Raw genomic sequence first — 16,778 nt, 5'->3', positions numbered from 1 at the left:
ATTGCCCAGCGAGGCTCAGTGCGTCTCCTCGCCGCTTTTCCCGCCATGGCCGGGAACCCCGGCCTCGTCGAGTTTGCGGTAGAGGGTGGACCGGCCGATTTTGAGGCGGCGGGCCACCTCGGACATCTGGCCGCGATAATGCGAGATCGCGAAGCGGATGATCTCGTTCTCCATGTCCTCGAGCGGGCGGACCTCGCCGGTCGGGGTCAGCATGGCGAGAGTTCCGGCGGCCGGAAGCGGCGCGATTGGTATTTCATTGCCCGACACGACGGAAGGAGTGGCCGCCGGCTCGAGCATCAGCGGGGCGGTCGGAATCTCCGTGATGGGCTGCGGCTGCGAAGCGAGCAGGGGGAAATCGCTGAGGCCGAGCTGGTCGCCGTCGCTCATCACTACGGCACGGTAGACCGCGTTCTCGAGCTGGCGGATGTTGCCGGGCCAGTCGAGCTGGGCCAGATGCGCCATCGCCTCGCCACTGATGCCGGCGATCTGACGATTCTCCTCGGCGGCAAAGCGCGCCAGGAAATGCCGGAGCAGATGCGGGATGTCCTCGCGCCGGGCCCGGAGCGAGGGGATCGTCAGCGGCAGCACGTGCAGACGATAGAACAGGTCTTCCCGGAAGTGTCCCTGCTTCACCCGCTCCAGCAGCTTGCGATTGGTGGCCGAGATGATGCGGACGTCGACCTTGACCGGCTTGCGGCCGCCGACCGCCTCGACCGCACCCTCCTGGAGCGCGCGCAACAGCTTGACCTGAGCGGTCAGCGGCAGCTCGCTGACCTCGTCCAGAAACAGCGTACCGCCATGGGCCTCGACGAACTTGCCCATATGCCGCTCGGTGGCGCCGGTGAAGGCACCCTTCTCATGGCCGAACAGGATGGATTCGACGAGGTTGTCGGGAATGGCGCCGCAATTGACGGCAACGAACGGCTTTGCCTTGCGCTCGCCGCTGCCATGGATGGCGCGCGCGAACATCTCCTTGCCGACGCCGGACTCGCCTTCGATCAGAACGGGGATCGAAGAGTTCGCCGCCTTCTGCGCGGCGCGCATGACCGGCGCCATCGCCTCGGCGCGGGTGATGATGTCGGAGAACGTCAGCCGGCCCTCACGGCTGTGCCGGATGCGCTGCAATTCGCCCTTGAGCGCGGAGACGTTGAGAGCATTGCGTAGCGAAACCTGAAGTCGCTCCAGGCCGACCGGCTTGACCACGAAGTCGGCCGCACCAGCGCGCATCGCCGAGATCACGTTGTCGATGCCGCCATGCGCGGTCTGCACGATGACGGGGACGCTGAGGCCCGCTTCACGCATCTTGGCCAGCACGCCCATGCCGTCGAGGCCGGGCATCACGAGATCGAGGATGACGCCGTCGATGGCCGGAGCATCGGGAGCGGTGAGGGCGGCGATCGCGGCATCGCCGGAATCCACGACGATCGTCTCATAGCCGCATTTCTGCACCATGTTCTCGACCAGCCGGCGGGCTACGGCGTCGTCGTCGGCGATCAAAATACTGGCAGCCATGGTGTTCCCCGCACGCTACTACTATCTGTCTCGAATCGGGGCACTCTGGCCGAAGCCGATTAACGCACTCTTAAACCTTGATGCCCCCGCCCGCCGCCGCGATTGTTGAACACAGGTTTCCCACACAATGAATTCGCGCTCCAACTCTGCTCTCAAGAAGTCTGCTCTCCGCAAGCCTGCCGCCAGGACATCTTCCGCCAAGACATCTGCCGTCACGAAATCCGCCAAGAAATCCGTCGCCAAGGCAAAGCCCTCCAAGACGTCACGCGCCAAGCCCGCGAGCAAGACCGGCAAGCTTCCGGAGTGGAACCTGGCCGATCTCTATTCCGGGATCGATGCGCCGGAAGTGGCGCGCGATCTCGAAAAGATGGCTGCCGACTGCATCGCGTTCGAGACCGACTACAAGGGCAAGCTGGCGACAGGGACAGCAAACGAAGATGGCGGAAAATGGCTCGCGGAGGCCGTGCGACGCTATGAGGCGATCGATGATCTCGCCGGCCGCCTCGGCTCCTATGCCGGGCTCGTCCATGCCGGCGACAGCATGGACCCTGAGATTTCAAAGTTTTATGGCGATGTCTCCGAGCAGCTGACGGCGGCATCGACGCATCTTCTGTTCTTTGCGCTCGAGCTCAATCGCGTCGATGACGATATTTTGAACCGCGCCATGCAGACTCCCGAGCTCGCTTACTACCGTCCGTGGATCGAGGATCTGCGCAAGGAGAAGCCGTATCAGCTCGACGACAAGCTGGAGCAGCTTTTCCTGGAGAAAGCCCAGACCGGCTATTCCGCGTTCAACCGGTTGTTCGACCAGACCATCTCGGGCCTGCGTTTCAAGGTCGGGTCCAAGGAGCTCGCGATCGAGCCGACGCTGAACCTGCTGCAGGACCGCGATGGCGCGAAGCGCAAGAGCGCGGCGGAGGCGCTGGCGAAGACGTTCAAGGCCAACGAGCGCACCTTTGCATTGATCACCAACACGCTCGCCAAGGACAAGGACATCTCCGACCGCTGGCGCGGTTTCAAGGACGTCGCGGATTCCCGGCACCTCAACAACCGGGTCGAGCGCGAAGTGGTGGACGCGCTGGTCGCCTCGGTGCGCGCGGCCTATCCGAAGCTGTCGCATCGCTATTATGCGCTGAAGGCGAAGTGGTTCGGCAAGAAGCGGCTGGCCTATTGGGACCGCAATGCGCCGCTGCCGTTCGCCGCGACCGACGTCATCGCCTGGCCGGAGGCGCGAAGCATGGTGCTGACGGCCTATCGCGGCTTCTCGCCAAAAATGGCTGACATCGCCGAGCGTTTCTTCACCGATCGCTGGATCGACGCGCCCGTGCGGCCGGGCAAGGCCCCGGGTGCGTTCTCGCATCCGACCACGCCGTCCGCGCACCCCTACGTGCTCATGAACTACCAGGGCAAGCCGCGCGACGTGATGACGCTCGCCCACGAACTCGGCCACGGCGTGCACCAGGTGCTCGCCGCGAAGAACGGCGCGCTGATGGCGCCGACCCCGCTGACGCTGGCGGAGACCGCAAGCGTGTTCGGCGAGATGCTGACCTTCCGGCGGCTGCTGGCGCAGACCAAGAGCGCCAAGCAGCGCCAGGCGCTGCTCGCCGGCAAGGTCGAGGACATGATCAACACCGTGGTGCGGCAGATCGCGTTCTATTCCTTCGAGCGCGCAGTCCACACCGAGCGCAAGAACGGCGAACTCACCGCGACGCGGCTCGGCGAGATCTGGCTGTCGGTGCAGGGCGAGAGCCTCGGGCCGGCGATCGAGATCAAGGCGGGCTACGAGAACTACTGGATGTACATCCCGCACTTCATTCACTCGCCGTTCTACGTCTACGCCTATGCCTTCGGCGATTGCCTCGTGAACTCGCTCTATGCCGTCTACGAGAACGCGGCCGAGGGCTTTGCCGAGCGCTACCTCGACATGCTCGCCGCCGGCGGCACCAAGCATTATTCCGAGCTGCTGCGACCGTTCGGGCTCGATGCCAAGGATCCCAAATTCTGGGATGGCGGCCTCTCGGTCATCGCCGGGATGATCGACGAGCTGGAGGCGATGGGCTGAGCGGGCGATCGCTTCGTCCTAACTGGTGCTCGGGGCGGCGGCTGATCCCGGATCCGCGGCAATTGGAATTCCAAATGACCTGATTTGCGGGAAAACCGCGCCCCCCTGCCGTTGCCCTGCCCGAGAGTTTGCGGTATCCCAGCCCACGAATTGAACTTTCGACTGGGGACATTCCATGGCTGACCATAGCGAAGTGGCGTACAGCACCGCCGACGGCAACGACTACGTTGCTCACGAGCAGACCTACGAGGGCTTCATCAAGCTGGTGAAGTACGGCACGGCCTCGGTCGCGCTCATCGTGATCCTGATGGCGATCTTCCTGACCTGACCGATCGGCAGCTGCACACGCCAGCGGCAGCAGCTGCCCAGAATATTTGCATTCAAGCCGGTGCCAAAACCGGTATCGAACGCCGCGGGAGTAACGCTCAAGTTTGCGCGCGCGCTGTCCCGCGCCGCCGGAGGACCTATGAAGATCGCCGTTGCCAAGGAAATCGATCCATCGGAGCCGCGCGTCGCCGCTTCGCCTGATACGGTGAAGAAGTTCAAGGCGTTAGGCGCAGAGATCGCCGTCGAGCCGGGCGCCGGCCTCAAATCGGGCCTGCCGGATTCCGAATTCACGGCCGCAGGTGCCATTGTCAGCGCCGACGCGCTGAAAGATGCCGACATCATCATCAAGGTGAAGCGTCCCGAGGCCTCGGAGCTGTCGCAGTACAAGCGCGGTGCGCTCGTCATCGCCATCATGGATCCCTATGGCAACGAGGCCGCGCTGAAGACGATTGCCGATGCCGGCGTCTCCGCCTTCGCAATGGAGCTGATGCCGCGCATCACCCGCGCGCAGGTGATGGACGTATTGTCCTCCCAGGCGAACCTTGCCGGCTACCGCGCCGTGATCGAGGGCGCGGAGGCCTTCGGCCGCGCTTTCCCGATGATGATGACCGCGGCGGGCACCGTGCCCGCGGCCAAGGTGTTCGTGATGGGTGTCGGCGTCGCCGGCCTCCAGGCCATCGCGACCGCGCGCCGCTTAGGTGCGGTCGTGACCGCGACCGACGTGCGTCCCGCCACGAAGGAACAGGTCGAATCGCTCGGCGCAAAATTCCTCGCCGTCGAGGACGAGGAGTTCAAGAACGCGCAGACCGCCGGCGGCTATGCCAAGGAAATGTCCAAGGAATATCAGGCCAAGCAGGCCGCGCTCACCGCCGAGCACATCAAGAAGCAGGACATCGTGATCACGACCGCGCTGATCCCGGGCCGGCCGGCGCCGAAGCTGGTCAGTGCCGAGATGGTGAAGTCGATGAAGCCGGGCTCGGTGCTGGTCGATCTCGCCGTCGAGCGCGGCGGCAATGTCGAGGGCGCGAAGCCGGGCGAGGTCGTCGACCTCGATGGCATCAAGATCGTCGGCTACACCAACGTCGCCGGCCGCGTCGCGGCCTCGGCCTCCAGCCTCTACGCGCGCAATTTGTTCTCCTTCATCGAGACCATGGTCGACAAGAAAGAGAAGAAGCTCGCCGTCAACTGGGACGACGAGCTGGTCAAGGCGACCGCGCTCACGAAAGACGGCGCCGTCATCCACCCGAACTTCCAGCCGAAGGCATAAGGAGAGATCGCCATGGAGCATGTTGCACAGGTCGTCGACCCCTTCGTCTTCCGGCTGTCGATCTTCGTCCTCGCCGTCTTCGTCGGTTATTTCGTGGTGTGGTCGGTGACCCCGGCGCTGCACACCCCGCTGATGAGCGTGACCAACGCGATCTCCTCGGTGATCGTGGTCGGCGCGCTGCTCGCGGTCGGCGTCGGCATGGTTTCGAGCGGTTCGGGTTGGGCGCGCGGCTTCGGCTTCGTCGCGCTCATCTTCGCCTGCGTCAACATCTTTGGCGGCTTCCTTGTCACCCAGCGCATGCTGGCGATGTACAAGAAGAAAGCCAAGTAAGCGGCCACCTCGGGCTGAAGGGATCAATGGGGACCTGAGATGAGCGCCAATCTCTCTGCATTCTTGTATCTCGTGGCGGGGGTGCTGTTCATCCTGTCGCTGCGCGGGCTGTCGAGCCCGGCAACGTCGCGCCAGGGCAATCTGTTCGGCATGATCGGCATGGGCATCGCGGTCGCGACCACGCTCGCCAGTCATCCGCCGGCGGACGGCGTCGCCTGGATCCTGGTGATCCTCGGCATCGCCATTGGTGGCGGCATCGGCGCGGTGATCGCCCGCCGCGTACCGATGACCTCGATGCCGGAACTGGTTGCCGCCTTCCACTCGCTGGTCGGCATGGCCGCGGTGCTGGTTGCCGCCGGCGCGTTCTATGCGCCCGAGGCGTTCGACATCGGCAAGCCCGGCGCCATTCATGCATCGAGCCTGGTCGAGATGTCGCTCGGCGTCGCCATCGGCGCACTGACGTTCACCGGCTCGGTGATCGCGTTCCTGAAGCTGTCCGCGCGCATGAGCGGTGCGCCGATCATTCTGCCCGGCCGCCACATCATCAACATCGCGCTCGCCGTCGCGCTGGTGTTCTTCATCGTCCGTCTCGTCCTCACCGGCGGGGCGTTCGACTTCTGGATGATCACGATCCTGGCGCTGGCGCTCGGCGTGCTCATGATCATCCCGATCGGCGGCGCCGACATGCCGGTCGTGATCTCGATGCTGAACTCCTATTCCGGCTGGGCTGCGGCCGGCATCGGCTTCACGCTCGGCAATTCCGCGCTGATCATCACCGGCGCGTTGGTCGGCTCCTCCGGCGCGATCCTGTCCTACATCATGTGCCACGCGATGAACCGGTCCTTCATCTCGGTCATCCTCGGCGGCTTCGGCGGCGAGACCGCCGCAGCCGGCGGCGGGACGGGCGAGCAGAAGCCCGCCAAGCTCGGCTCGGCGGACGATGCCGCCTTCATCATGAAGAACGCGCAGAAGGTCATCATCGTGCCCGGCTACGGCATGGCGGTGGCGCAGGCCCAGCACGCGCTGCGCGAGATGGGCGACATCCTGAAGAAGGAAGGCGTCGAGGTGAAATACGCCATTCATCCGGTGGCAGGCCGTATGCCCGGCCACATGAACGTGCTGCTCGCCGAAGCCAACGTGCCCTATGACGAGGTGTTCGAGCTCGAGGACATCAACTCCGAATTCGCGCAGGCCGACATCGCCTTCGTGATCGGCGCCAACGACGTCACCAACCCGGCGGCCGAAGAGGACAAGACCTCGCCGATCTACGGCATGCCGGTGCTGCAGGTCTGGAAGGCCGGCACTGTGATGTTCATCAAGCGCTCGCTGGCCTCCGGCTACGCCGGCATCGACAATCCGCTGTTCTACCGCGACAACACCATGATGCTGCTCGGCGACGCCAAGAAGGTCACCGAGAACATCGTCAAGGCGATGTAGCCGCACGAAGGAAGCGGACCGTGGCCATCAACACGGAATTGCACCGGTCCCGTCGCATGCCGCCCAAGGCCACGCGCGAGCAGCGCGTCAAGAGGCACGCCGCCCACAGGCGGCGTGCGGCTGTCGCGACGTACCGGCAAGCCTTCGGCCCGACGTCATGAAATTGCTGCGGAGCCGTCGCAAGCCCTGAGTTCAAACCGGGGCCGGACGTGCCATGATCGCCATCGCCAAGTGGACTGTCATCCTGCTCGTGACCGTCTATCTCGCCGGGCTCGTCGTGCTGTATGTCCGGCAGCGCGAGATGCTGTTTCCGATCCCGCCAGTCGGTCGCGCTGCACCCGGTGCGGCAGGTCTGCCCGAGGCAGAAGAGCATGTCCTGACCACCCCGGATGGCGAGAAGGTCATCGTCTGGCACGTGCCGGCGAGGCCCGGTCGGCCCGTGATCCTGTATTTCCCTGGCAACGGCGATTTCCTCGCGGGCCGCACCGATCGCTTCAAGGCCATGATTGCCGACGGCACCGGTCTCGTCGCGCTGTCCTATCGCGGCTATGCCGGCTCGAGCGGCGCGCCGAGCGAGCAGGGCCTGCTGCGCGACGCGGCCACCGCCTACACTTTTACCAGCGCGCGCTATGGGGCGGAACGAATCGTCGCCTGGGGCTTTTCGCTGGGGACGGGCGTGGCGGTCGCGCTCGCCTCCGAACACGCCATCGGAAAGTTGATCCTGGAGGCTCCCTATACGTCCACGGCCGACGTTGCAGCATTGGCCTTCCGGTACGTGCCGGTGCGCCTGCTCATGCGCGACCAGTTTCGCTCCGACGAACGGATCGTGCGCGTCACGGTGCCGCTGTTGGTGATGCATGGCACCAATGATCTTGCCATTTCCATCCTGTTCGGTGAGCGTCTGTTCGCGCTCGCGCATGAACCGAAGCGGTTCGTGCGCTTTGCGGGCGGCGGACATGACAATCTCGACAGTTTCGGTGCGGTCGAAACGGCAAGGCGCTTCATTGGATATTGAACGATCCGTCACGCGGCTCAGGGGCGCATTCCTCCTCGCCATTCTCACCTTGTTGCCGCAGCCGGCCTGGGCCGCGACCGGGCTCGATGGTGCGGCGATGCGCTGGCCCTATGCGCTGCCCTTTGCCGGTCTGTTGCTGTCGATCGCGCTGGGGCCGCTGCTGTTTGCAAGGATCTGGCACCATCATTACGGCAAGATCGCTGCTGCCTGGTCGCTGCTGGCGCTAGCCGCTCTCGTCGTCTTCGCCGGCGTTGCGACGACGCTGGCCGCGCTCGTTCACGCCGTACTCACCGAATATCTCGGCTTCATACTGCTGCTGTTCTCGCTCTACGTCGTGTCTGGCGGCATTCTGATCACCGGCGACATCAAGGCCTCGCCCGTGACCAATCTGGGAATTCTCGCGCTCGGCACGTTGGGGGCCAGCATCGTCGGGACCACCGGTGCCGCGATGATCCTGATCCGGCCCCTGATCCGCGCCAACCGGGCGCGGCGCCACAACGTGCACGTTTTCGTCTTCTTCATCATCCTGGTCGCCAATGTCGGAGGCGCGTTGACCCCGCTCGGCGATCCCCCGCTGTTTGTCGGCTTCCTGCATGGTGTCGACTTCTTCTGGACGACACGGACCATCTGGTTGCAAACGGCGATCGTGGCCATGCTGCTACTCGCGATGTTCGTGGCGATCGACGTCTGGCATTTCCGCGCCGAGCCTCCGCCTGTCGACGTCGGTTCTGCTGAGCCGGTCCGCATCCGAGGCCTTGTCAATCTGGTGCTGATTGCGGCCATCGTCGCCAGCCTGCTGTTGTCGGCGATGTGGAAGTCCGGCATTGCGCTCGACATTCTCGGCACCAAGCTGGCGCTGGAAGACATCGCCCGCAATCTGGCGCTGCTGGCCATTGCGGCGCTGTCGCTATGGCTGACGGCCGACGAGCACAGGCAAGCCAATGGCTTCACCTGGGAGCCGATCCGCGAGGTGGCAAAACTGTTCGCGGGCATCTTCGTTGCCATCATCCCTGTCATCGCCATGCTCAATGCCGGCGATCGCGGTGCGTTCGCATGGCTGCTGTCTGCGGTGACCGCCCCGGACGGCACCCCGCGCGAGGTCGCCTATTTCTGGTTCACCGGCCTGATGTCGGCGTTCCTCGACAATGCGCCGACCTATCTGCTGTTCTTCGAGCTCGCCGGCGGTGACCCGCAGGTGCTGATGCATCAGCTTGCGGGTACGCTCGCCTCGATCTCCATGGGGGCCGTCTACATGGGAGCGCTCACCTATATCGGCAATGCGCCGAACTTCATGGTGAGCAGCATCGCCAGTGAGAACGGCATCGCGATGCCGAGCTTCTTCGGCTATTTCTTGCGTGCCGGCGCAGTGTTGATCCCGCTGTTCGTGCTGCTGACGCTGCTGCCGGTCTCGCCGATCCTGCACTGGCATTGAATCTCGTGCCTGATTTGCTACTGCTCATCCGAGCAGATGGAATTGGTGGATGAGCGCGCATAACCCGATGCCCCGGTCGGCCTGGATCTTTCCGGCGCTGGCCGTGCTGTTGTTCGCAGCCGTCAGCGCGACGGACTACGTGTTCACGCTGTCGCTGGGCGGGCTCGTCTTCGCGGCCGTGCTGCTCATCATTCTGTTCGGCACGGTGTTCGCCGCGGTTCATCATGCCGAAGTGATCGCCGAACGGGTCGGCGAGCCCTATGGCACGCTGGTGCTGACGCTTTCGGTGACCATCATCGAGGTGGCGCTGATCACCACGATCATGCTCGGCGACAAGCCCGCGCCGGCGCTGGCGCGCGACACCGTGTTCGCCGTGGTCATGATCGTCTGCAACGGCCTCGTCGGGCTCTGCATCTTCATCGGCGGCCTGCGCTATCGCGAGCAGGGGTTTCAGCTCTCCGGCGCCAACGTCTATCTCAGCGTCCTGTTCGCGCTCGCGACCATCACGCTGATCCTGCCGAACTACACGACCAGCACGCCGGGGCCGGTCTATTCGGCAGCTCAGCTCGGTTTCGTCGACGTCGTCACGCTCGCGCTGTACGGGGTGTTTCTCTACACCCAGATGGTGCTGCACAAGGACTACTTCGTGCATGATCGGGGAGACGGCGGCAGCGGCGAGGGGCGTCTGTCGGGCAGGATGCTGGCGCTCAGCGTCGTGCTGCTGCTGGTCGCGCTGCTGGCGGTTGTGCTGCTCGCCAAGAAATTCTCGCTGGTCGTCGACGCCGTCGCAGCCAGGATCGGCGCGCCGCCGGCCTTCACCGGACTTCTGGTCGCGCTGCTGATTCTGATGCCGGAAGGCGTCGCGGCGGTAACTGCGGCCCGCAAGAACGACCTCCAGAAGAGCATCAACCTCGCGCTCGGCTCCTCGCTCGCCACCATCGGGCTGACGATTCCGGCCGTCGGCATTGCCACCTACGCGCTCGACAAGGAGCTCGAGCTCGGCCTCAGCGCCCAGGGCAGCGTGCTCCTGCTCCTGACCTTCTTCCTGAGCATGCTGACCTTCGGCACGGGCAGAACAAACGTCCTGTTCGGGCTGGTCCATATGGTGGTATTTGCCGTCTACGTCTTCATGGTTTTCGTGCCCTGAACCCATTTTGCGCGTCCGCCGGCCTCATGGCCGGATCGCGTCCCAGGAGAGTCCCGATGCTTGCCGCCAGATCCGAGGTTCAGGTCGATAACGAACAGGTGCGGGTGACCGAATGGCGGCTCGATCCGGGCAGCGCCACCGGCCATCACACCCACGGCATGGATTACGTGATTGTTCCCGTGGTCGCCGGCGAAATGACCATCGTGGCGCCCAACGGCGAGCGGTCCAAGGCGCAGCTTGCGGCCGGGAAATCCTATTTCCGCAAGGCGGGCGTCCAACATGACGTACTTAACGAAACCTCAACTGAGATCGTGTTCCTTGAGATCGAGCTCAAGCCGTAAGTCCGGGCCTTAACACTTGCCATCGATCCGTCGCAGTTGATCCCTTACAATGCCCCAAAGTTCCCGCATCAGATCGCGCGGGGAGTGGCCGGAATGCTGAAATACCTCGCTAAAATTTCGATGGATATTTTCCCCTCGGTGCTCGCGACGATCATCGGGGCGTACATCGTTAACCACTACATCAACGCCAAGCCGGCGGCTGATGCCCCTGCGGCCGTGGTGGCCCCTTCCCAGGCCGGCAGCGACGGCAAGCCGACCGACACCGCCAACCTTCCTGCGCCCGGCGTCAAGGCCAGGGGCATCTCGGAGAAGAGCATTTCCGACAAGGGTGCGGCGGACAAGGCGGTGGCGGACAAGGCTGCGGCCGAGAAGCCCACCGACAAGCATGAGACCAAGGCTGCAGACGTCGCGCCTGCCGACACTCCCTCGCACGGCCGTTCCCCTGCGCGCGAGAAGGCTGCCGCGAAGGCGACCCCGCCAGCCGCTGCACCGGTCGCGGAGGCCAATGCCGCGCCGGCTGGAGCATCCCAGCCTGCGACCCCCGATGCCAACGATCTGGCGCGCGCCGCCATCGAGCGTCTTCGCAAGTCGCCTGAGGGCAAAGCTGCCGAAGCCAAATCTGCCGAGACCAAGTCTGCCGAGACCAAGCCGGTCGAGCGGACTCCGGAGCCAGCGGTGCGCGAAGCTACCCGCGTCCCCGAGGCCCCGCGCGTCATCGCGACGGAGCCCTCGGCGGTCAGGCCGCTGCCACCGCCGATCACGGTGTCCACGCCCTCGCCCGAGAGCTATGGCAACGGCGGTTCCTCGCCGTCCTATACGGCCTCGGTCGGCAACGACGACCCGAATCGGATCACGCCGCCGGCGGACATCCCCGTGCCGGTGATCGCGCCGCCGCTCGATCTGCGCGCCGATGCCGGCGCCGCCCTGCCGCGGCCGAAGAAGACGAATGTGGCCGACGAGATGCTGTCGGGCATGAAGTCGATGTTCCACTCGGTTCTGCCGAAGAGCGCCACCCCCGACTGAGACAGCGCCTGCGCTGCGACCGAGCCGTCAGCCGCCGACGCGGGCAAGGCCGCTCCGTGCGGTGTCGTCGCGTGGCCGAAGCGCGACCGCCCTGGTGTAGGAGGCCGCCGCCTTGGCCTTGTCGCCCAGCCGTTCATAGGCCTGTCCGCGCGTGGTCCAGACTTGCGCGTTGTGCGGATCCGCCTCGGAGGCCTCATCGAGATCGGCTGCGGCCTCCTTGATCTTGCCGAGCGCGAGATAGCTGGTGGCGCGGCCGAGCAGCGGCTCGGCCTTCTGGGGGTTGAGCCCGCTCGCGGCGCTGAAATCGGCAATTGCGAAGTCGTGCTGATGATTGGCCTGGTAGATCAGGGCGCGGCCATAGAGCGCCTGCGCGTTGTAGGGATCGAGACCGACCGCGCGATTGAACTCGTCGAGCGCTGCCGCGGTCTCGCCTGACTTTGCCAGGGATTGGGCTTTTGCGGTATGGGCCTGCGCTTCGGCGACGTTGCCGGGGCTCACCGCGCTCTCAGCGGGTGCGGCCGCCTTCGGCGCCTCCTGCGGCTTGTCCTTCTCCGGCATCAACGATCCCAGATCGAAGGAGCAGCCGCACAGCGTAATCCCCATCAAAGCCAGCGCGAACGGCTGCCGCCAGATCAGGCGTCGCCGCGTCAAGCCGCGCTCGGGGCAAGGGGAAGCCATCTACGGTTCGCTCGCGCTCGTGCCGCACTGGTAGTGCCCCGTCCCAGAAAGGCACCGTTCACAAACAATAACGCGGGCCAGGGGCCCGCGTCATCGGAAACTGAAGTCTTGGGAAATTGAAGACTTGGGAAACTGAAGTCTTGCGGGGTCCAGTAGATCAGCGCGGTCCGCGCGGACCTGCACCGGGGCCGCCACGGCCGCCGCGATCACCGCCGGGACCGGCGCCGAACACCGGCTTCGGCTTCATCGGCAGCAGGCCTTCGCGCTGCAGCTTCTTGCGGGCCAGCTTGCGTGCGCGGCGCACGGCTTCGGCCTTTTCGCGGGCCTTCTTCTCGGAGGGCTTTTCGTAGTGACCGCGGAGCTTCATCTCGCGGAAAATTCCCTCGCGCTGCATCTTTTTCTTCAGCGCCTTGAGGGCTTGATCGACATTGTTATCGCGAACGAGAACCTGCACGCGGCATCCTCTTGAGTGGATCGGATTTGAATTCTGGTAAGACGAAGGGGATGGCGAAACGCGCAAGCCCTTAACCTTGAGGGCGCGGATGTATCAGACAAAACCCGGGATGTCCACCGGCCAAGCGGGGGATTCGGGCCAAGTTCAGCCATTAAATAAGGCAAAATATCTCCGCGCGGCCCTGATTTGGGAGATTTGACGCCAATGATGGGGCCGTTTCCGGGGCTTTGTTCCGGAATCTTGAAAGCAGGGGACTACACATGGATATCAAGAAATACGCTGCAGAAGCCATCGGGACCTTTTGGCTTACATTCGCAGGCTGCGGGAGCGCGGTGATCGCCGCCGGCTTTCCGCAGGTGGGAATCGGCCTGGTCGGTGTCTCCCTCGCGTTCGGACTCAGCGTCGTCACCATGGCCTATGCGATCGGCCATATCTCGGGTTGCCATCTCAACCCGGCGGTCACCGTCGGTCTTGCTGCCGGCGGCCGTTTTCCCGCCGGGCAGATCCTGCCCTATGTGATCGCCCAGGTGGCCGGAGCCATCGTGGCTGCATGGCTTCTCTATGTCATCGCGAGCGGGGCTCCCGGATTCGACGTCGGCAAGGGCTTCGCATCCAACGGCTATGACGCGCATTCGCCCGGCCAGTACAGCATGATCGTGTGCTTCCTCACCGAGGTGGTGATGACCATGATGTTCCTGTTCATCATCATGGGCGCCACCCATGGCCGCGCGCCCGCGGGCTTCGCACCGCTCGCGATCGGGCTCGCGCTGGTGATGATCCATCTTGTCAGCATTCCCGTCACCAACACGTCGGTGAACCCGGCGCGCAGCACGGGTCCCGCGCTGTTCGTCGGCGGCTGGGCCACAGCGCAGCTTTGGCTGTTCTGGATCGCACCGCTGATCGGCGGCGCGCTGGGCGGGGTGATCTATCGCTGGCTGAGCGAGGAGCCCACCGGCGTTGTCGCGGGCGTGAAGACGGCCTGAGCGCTTGGCGGGATTGCAGGTCGGAGCCGCAATCCCGTTACTTGCCTGTGGTCGGGCGCACTTCGGTGACGTGGCCCATCTTGCGGCCGGGGCGCGGCGCGCCCTTGCCGTAGATGTGGACGGTCGCGCCGGGCACGGCCAGCCACTTCTCGTAGTCGTTGATCTCGTCGCCGATCAAATTGGTCATGGTGACGACCTCGCCGTGGCGCACCGGCTTGCCGAGCGGCCAGCCGGCGATGGCGCGGATGTGCTGCTCGAACTGCGAGACGGACGCGCCGTCGAGCGTCCAGTGCCCGGAATTATGCACGCGCGGGGCGATCTCGTTGACCAGCACCTTCGGTCCGGTGCCATTGGCCAGCACGAACATCTCGACGGCGAGTACGCCGACATAGTCGAGCGCGCTCGCGATCTTTCCGGCAATGCTGCGCGCTTCCTCGGCGAGCGCGTCCGGGATCGGGGCCGGCGCGCGCGATATCTTCAGGATGTGGTCGCGGTGCTCGTTCTCGGTGACGTCGAAACACTCGACCTCGCCTGTGACCGAGCGTGCGGCGATCACGGAGATCTCGCGCTCGAACGGCACGAAGGCTTCCAGGATCGCCGATTTGGTGGCGAGGCTGGTCCACACCTTGGCGATGTCGTCGCCCTCGCGGATGATGGCCTGGCCCTTGCCGTCATAACCGAAGCGGCGGGTCTTGAGCACGGCCGGAAGGCCGATCCTGGCGATCGCCTCGCGCAACGAGGCGACGGACGTGACGTCGGCGTAGGCTGCGGTACCGATCCCGAGGCGGGTGACAAAATCCTTCTCGGCGAGGCGGTCCTGGGTCGTCTCGAGGATCTTGCGATTGGGCAGCACCGGGCGGCGCGCATCCAGCACCATCGCAGCGGCCGAGGGGACGTTCTCGAATTCGTAGGTGATGACGTCGACGTCGCCCGCGAACAGCTCGAGCGCTTCGACATCGGCATATTCGGCGCAGGTCGCGTTCAAGACGACGTCGAAAGCCGGCGAGTCCGGATCGGGCGAGAACACCTGGCAGCGCAGGCCGAGCCGCGCCGCAGCCATCGCCAGCATCCGGCCCAATTGTCCGCCGCCGAGGATTCCGATGGTGTCACCGGGCTTCAGCTTCACGTGCCGGGTGTCAGTCACGCCTTGCCCTCCGGGCGCTCAGCGACCGCCTCGGTCTGAGCCTTGCGCCAGGCGGCGAGGCGATCGGACAAGGCAGGGTCGGACAGTGCCAGGACGGATGCTGCCAGCAGCGCGGCGTTGGTCGCGCCGGCCTTGCCGATGGCGAGGGTGCCGACCGGGATGCCGGCGGGCATCTGGACGATCGAATAGAGCGAATCGAGGCCCTTGAGGGTCTTGGATTCGACGGGAACGCCGAATACCGGCAGCTCGGTCAGCGCCGCCGCCATGCCGGGCAGGTGCGCAGCGCCTCCAGCGCCGGCGATGATGACCTTGTACCCCGCGGCCTTGGCGCCCTTGGCGAAAGCAAACAGCCGGTCGGGGGTGCGGTGGGCCGAAACGATGCGGCTGTCGGTTGCAACGCCGAGCGCAGCGAGCGTGTCGGCGGCATGCCGCATCGTGTCCCAGTCCGACTGGCTTCCCATGATGATGGCGATCGGCGCGGTCATGGCGTTGATTGTGCCCGAAAAACAGAAGGATAGGCCAGATTAAACGGTTCCGGCCGGCGGCTCGCAAGGCGGTGGCAAGGAGAAGGGAATCCACTATCCTGTCTTGGTGAATCCCCGCAAGCCTTCATTGAGCAGGATGCCCATGAAGAAACCGAAAAGGGCGAGTGCTGCGAAGGCCACGGCGGGCCGGAAGACCAGCGCTGGCCGTTCCAAAGCCGCCCCGAAGCGGCCGACCAAGCGTCCGGCGGAGCCGCCGCGGCGCGGTGCGCCCGGCAGCGATGGAGCCAAGGAAACCGTCAGGGCGACGATCCGGGACTTGCGGGCCAAGCTCAAGCAGGTGCAGCGCCGGGTCGCCGAGCTGGAAGCTGCGGCCGATACCGATTTCCTGCTCGGGATTCCCAACCGGCGCGGTTTCGAGCGCGAGCTTGCGCGCGCCATCGCCTACATGAAGCGCTACCGCGCCAGCGGGGCGCTGATCGTGCTCGACGTCGATCGGCTGAAACCGATCAACGATTCGTTTGGTCACGGCGCCGGCGACGAGGTGCTCAAGGCGATTGTCGCCGCGCTGACGCGGCAGATCCGTGCCTCCGACGTGGTCGGGCGGCTCGGAGGCGACGAGTTCGCGCTGCTGCTCTGGAACCTGAGCGAGACCGATGCCAAGGCGAAGGCCGCCGCCTTCGAACAGGCGATCGACGAATTGTCTTTCGTCTTTCGCGGCCAGCACGTGACAGCGGGGGCCTCCGCCGGTGTCGCGCTGCTGGGGGCGCAATCCGATGCAGGCCGTGCCCTGGAGGAGGCGGATGCCGCCATGTATGTGCGCAAGGCGCACCGGCGGCACGAGCCGCGGATCAGGCTGGTCAGCAGCTGATCCTCACAGCGTGGCGAGATCTTCCGGCACATTGCCGAATCTGCGCAGCAGCGTGGCGTCCCCGAATTCGCCGGTCATGGGATCGCCGCTGCGGCTGAACGCGACCGCACCGATATGGCCGGCGCCGCGCGACAAGGCCTCGGCGCGCCGCAACGCGGCCGTCGAACTCTGGCATTCTTCCGCTGCGCCTGCGACAGGCGAGCCGTCGGCATCGATCAAGAAGGGCATTGCAACGTAATAGGTCACGTCCGACATGGCGTTGCTCCGACGTTG

Annotated in this window: 18 protein-coding genes; 12 read left to right on the top strand and 6 right to left on the bottom strand. The window is 65.1% G+C overall.

The window, feature by feature from the left end:
• Positions 1 to 15: 15 nt before the first annotated feature.
• Entirely contained in the window at positions 16 to 1,512 is a 1,497-nt protein-coding gene (locus K410_RS0130460; RefSeq protein WP_028138377.1) for a sigma-54-dependent transcriptional regulator, read from the bottom strand.
• 127 nt (positions 1,513 to 1,639) lie between these two features.
• On the opposite strand from K410_RS0130460, the gene K410_RS0130455 reads away from it, so the two are divergent.
• The 10 genes from K410_RS0130455 to K410_RS0130410 all read left to right on the top strand — a co-directional run bounded on the left by K410_RS0130455 (position 1,640) and on the right by K410_RS0130410 (position 11,893).
• The gene (locus K410_RS0130455; protein ID WP_028138376.1) at positions 1,640 to 3,574 is read left to right on the top strand and encodes a M3 family oligoendopeptidase; all 1,935 of its coding nucleotides are present in this window, start codon (positions 1,640 to 1,642) and stop codon (positions 3,572 to 3,574) included.
• A 175-nt stretch (positions 3,575 to 3,749) separates the two neighbouring features.
• Positions 3,750 to 3,902 carry an aa3-type cytochrome c oxidase subunit IV gene (locus tag K410_RS0130450; RefSeq protein WP_018317799.1) on the top strand — a complete coding sequence of 51 codons (153 nt, stop codon included), beginning with the start codon at positions 3,750 to 3,752 and terminating at the stop codon, positions 3,900 to 3,902.
• Between the two features lie 138 nt (positions 3,903 to 4,040).
• On the top strand, positions 4,041 to 5,168 hold the full coding sequence (locus K410_RS0130445) for a Re/Si-specific NAD(P)(+) transhydrogenase subunit alpha (protein WP_028138375.1): 1,128 nt from the start codon (positions 4,041 to 4,043) through the stop codon (positions 5,166 to 5,168).
• 12 nt (positions 5,169 to 5,180) lie between these two features.
• Entirely contained in the window at positions 5,181 to 5,498 is a 318-nt protein-coding gene (locus K410_RS0130440; protein WP_028138374.1) for a proton-translocating transhydrogenase family protein, read from the top strand.
• Between the two features lie 39 nt (positions 5,499 to 5,537).
• The gene (locus K410_RS0130435; RefSeq protein ID WP_028138373.1) at positions 5,538 to 6,935 is read left to right on the top strand and encodes an NAD(P)(+) transhydrogenase (Re/Si-specific) subunit beta; all 1,398 of its coding nucleotides are present in this window, start codon (positions 5,538 to 5,540) and stop codon (positions 6,933 to 6,935) included.
• A 214-nt stretch (positions 6,936 to 7,149) separates the two neighbouring features.
• The gene (locus tag K410_RS0130430; protein ID WP_196236083.1) at positions 7,150 to 7,950 is read left to right on the top strand and encodes an alpha/beta hydrolase; all 801 of its coding nucleotides are present in this window, start codon (positions 7,150 to 7,152) and stop codon (positions 7,948 to 7,950) included.
• A gap of 97 nt (positions 7,951 to 8,047) precedes the next feature.
• Entirely contained in the window at positions 8,048 to 9,382 is a 1,335-nt protein-coding gene (locus K410_RS0130425; RefSeq protein WP_028138371.1) for a sodium:proton antiporter, read from the top strand.
• 49 nt (positions 9,383 to 9,431) lie between these two features.
• Complete coding sequence (locus K410_RS0130420) at positions 9,432 to 10,529, top strand: calcium:cation antiporter (protein ID WP_028138370.1); 1,098 nt, start codon at positions 9,432 to 9,434, stop codon at positions 10,527 to 10,529.
• A gap of 56 nt (positions 10,530 to 10,585) precedes the next feature.
• A complete protein-coding gene (locus K410_RS0130415; protein WP_028138369.1) occupies positions 10,586 to 10,870 on the top strand; it encodes a cupin domain-containing protein in 285 nt (94 codons plus the stop codon).
• A 93-nt stretch (positions 10,871 to 10,963) separates the two neighbouring features.
• Positions 10,964 to 11,893 (top strand): hypothetical protein, encoded by a 930-nt coding sequence (locus K410_RS0130410; protein ID WP_028138368.1) that lies wholly within the window; start codon positions 10,964 to 10,966, stop codon positions 11,891 to 11,893.
• 27 nt (positions 11,894 to 11,920) lie between these two features.
• On the opposite strand, the gene K410_RS0130405 is transcribed toward K410_RS0130410, so the two are convergent.
• Entirely contained in the window at positions 11,921 to 12,571 is a 651-nt protein-coding gene (locus K410_RS0130405) for a tetratricopeptide repeat protein (RefSeq protein ID WP_028138367.1), read from the bottom strand.
• 157 nt (positions 12,572 to 12,728) lie between these two features.
• Entirely contained in the window at positions 12,729 to 13,025 is a 297-nt protein-coding gene (gene rpsU, locus K410_RS0130400; protein ID WP_008546194.1) for a 30S ribosomal protein S21, read from the bottom strand.
• Between the two features lie 260 nt (positions 13,026 to 13,285).
• Between rpsU and aqpZ the strand changes: the two genes are divergently transcribed.
• The gene (gene aqpZ / locus K410_RS0130395) at positions 13,286 to 14,008 is read left to right on the top strand and encodes an aquaporin Z (protein WP_028138366.1); all 723 of its coding nucleotides are present in this window, start codon (positions 13,286 to 13,288) and stop codon (positions 14,006 to 14,008) included.
• A gap of 37 nt (positions 14,009 to 14,045) precedes the next feature.
• Here aqpZ and K410_RS0130390 read toward each other — a convergent pair whose 3' ends face one another.
• Both K410_RS0130390 and purE read right to left on the bottom strand, forming a co-directional pair.
• Positions 14,046 to 15,152: a 5-(carboxyamino)imidazole ribonucleotide synthase gene (locus K410_RS0130390; RefSeq protein ID WP_028138365.1), complete on the bottom strand. Its 1,107-nt coding sequence runs from the start codon at positions 15,150 to 15,152 to the stop codon at positions 14,046 to 14,048.
• Positions 15,149 to 15,637 (bottom strand): 5-(carboxyamino)imidazole ribonucleotide mutase, encoded by a 489-nt coding sequence (purE, locus tag K410_RS0130385; protein WP_028138364.1) that lies wholly within the window; start codon positions 15,635 to 15,637, stop codon positions 15,149 to 15,151. The genes K410_RS0130390 and purE overlap by 4 nt, the downstream gene beginning before the upstream one ends.
• Before the next feature lie 142 nt (positions 15,638 to 15,779).
• Between purE and K410_RS0130380 the strand changes: the two genes are divergently transcribed.
• The gene (locus K410_RS0130380) at positions 15,780 to 16,505 is read left to right on the top strand and encodes a GGDEF domain-containing protein (protein WP_028138363.1); all 726 of its coding nucleotides are present in this window, start codon (positions 15,780 to 15,782) and stop codon (positions 16,503 to 16,505) included.
• Between the two features lie 3 nt (positions 16,506 to 16,508).
• On the opposite strand, the gene K410_RS0130375 is transcribed toward K410_RS0130380, so the two are convergent.
• Positions 16,509 to 16,760 (bottom strand): hypothetical protein, encoded by a 252-nt coding sequence (locus K410_RS0130375; RefSeq protein ID WP_028138362.1) that lies wholly within the window; start codon positions 16,758 to 16,760, stop codon positions 16,509 to 16,511.
• Positions 16,761 to 16,778 lie beyond the last annotated feature (18 nt).

The sequence above is a fragment of the Bradyrhizobium sp. 22 genome, from assembly GCF_000482425.1.
GTDB classification, from domain to species: Bacteria; Pseudomonadota; Alphaproteobacteria; order Rhizobiales; family Xanthobacteraceae; genus Bradyrhizobium; species Bradyrhizobium japonicum_B.
The sequence above is the reverse complement of the archived record's forward strand: the minus strand, read 5'-3'. Positions and strand labels throughout refer to the sequence as shown.